The organism is Alcanivorax sp. HI0044, from assembly GCF_001634945.1.
The window spans coordinates 1-1,083 of sequence record NZ_LWEZ01000418.1 but is presented as its reverse complement, the minus strand read 5'-3'; the positions used below and the strand labels follow the sequence as shown (position 1 = coordinate 1,083).

At 49.8% G+C, this 1,083-nt stretch carries 2 protein-coding genes; one reads left to right on the top strand and one right to left on the bottom strand.

The annotated features are described in order from the left end of the window. The coding region (locus tag A3730_RS31080) for a hypothetical protein (RefSeq protein ID WP_197477303.1) at positions 1–339 on the top strand (339 nt) is incomplete at its 5' end. Here A3730_RS31080 and A3730_RS05065 read toward each other — a convergent pair. Further along, positions 317–1,083 (bottom strand): sugar transferase (locus A3730_RS05065; protein ID WP_197477302.1); only part of this gene is annotated, 767 nt, incomplete at its 5' end. The two genes, A3730_RS31080 and A3730_RS05065, sit on opposite strands and share 23 nt — an antisense overlap.

Here is a 1,083-nt window from a genome sequence, read left to right as displayed (position 1 = left end):
GATGACGTTCCAGGTTGGATCAGTAAGGCCCGCTTTGGGCTCAATTTTATCCCGGATGTTTATCCCTTCAATGTGCAGACCAGTACCAAGGTTCTGGAATATTGTGCTGCGGGCCTGGGGGTCGTGACCAATGATTATGAATGGATCCGGAATTTCGAGACTTGTCATCATGCCAGTTTTTATAAAATAGAATCTGGCCTGGCTGATTTGAAGGCTATGGATCCACAGGGCTTTTCGGCTTCTGTGGACTCACTGGAATGGTCTTCTTTGTTGGAACGTTGCGGCCTCGAGGAGTTTCTTGTTGCTTGTGCTTCGGTTAGCGAGCGCCGAACCCCGTGAGAACTGTTCTGATGGTTTTGAGTACAATCAGAATGTCCACCCATAGCGACAGATTCTTGATGTAAAAGAAGTCATGCTCGACCTTTTCCCGGGTTGACTCCGTGCATACCGCATACCCCTGGCTCACCTGAGCCCAGCCTGTGATGCCAGGCTTGACGATATGCCGGTAGCTATAAAAAGGCACTTCCTGCTCGAATTGCTCTACAAAGCCTCTTTGCTCAGGGCGAGGTCCGATCAGGCTCATATCACCTTTCAGTACATTCAGAAACTGTGGAAGTTCGTCCAGACGGAATTTTCGGATAAAGCTGCCAAAGCGGGTGATCCGGTGTTCGTCCATGTCTGCAAAACGCGGAGTGTCATCATCTTCCGGGATCATGGAACGGAATTTGTACATGCGAAAGGGGATGTTCTTTTGCCCGACTCGTTCCTGAATAAAGAGGACAGACCCTTTGGATTCAAAGCGAATGATAGTGGCCAGGATCAAGGAAACAGGCAGCACGATTGGGCTGAGCAGGGCGACAGAAGCAATGTCGATTAGCCTTTTGGCAATGACATAAACGGCGCTGGGCTGCAGGGAATCCATGTCATGGATGCTCAGCATGTTCAGATCGACTTTTCCATTGATGGCTTCGTTCAGCGCTTTGCTGCTGATAATCGTTGTGCCGGATGCGCTGTGATGGGCGACATAGCGCAACCAGTTGTCTTCAATTTTGGATTCGGTGTCCACGATAAGTGCATCGTATC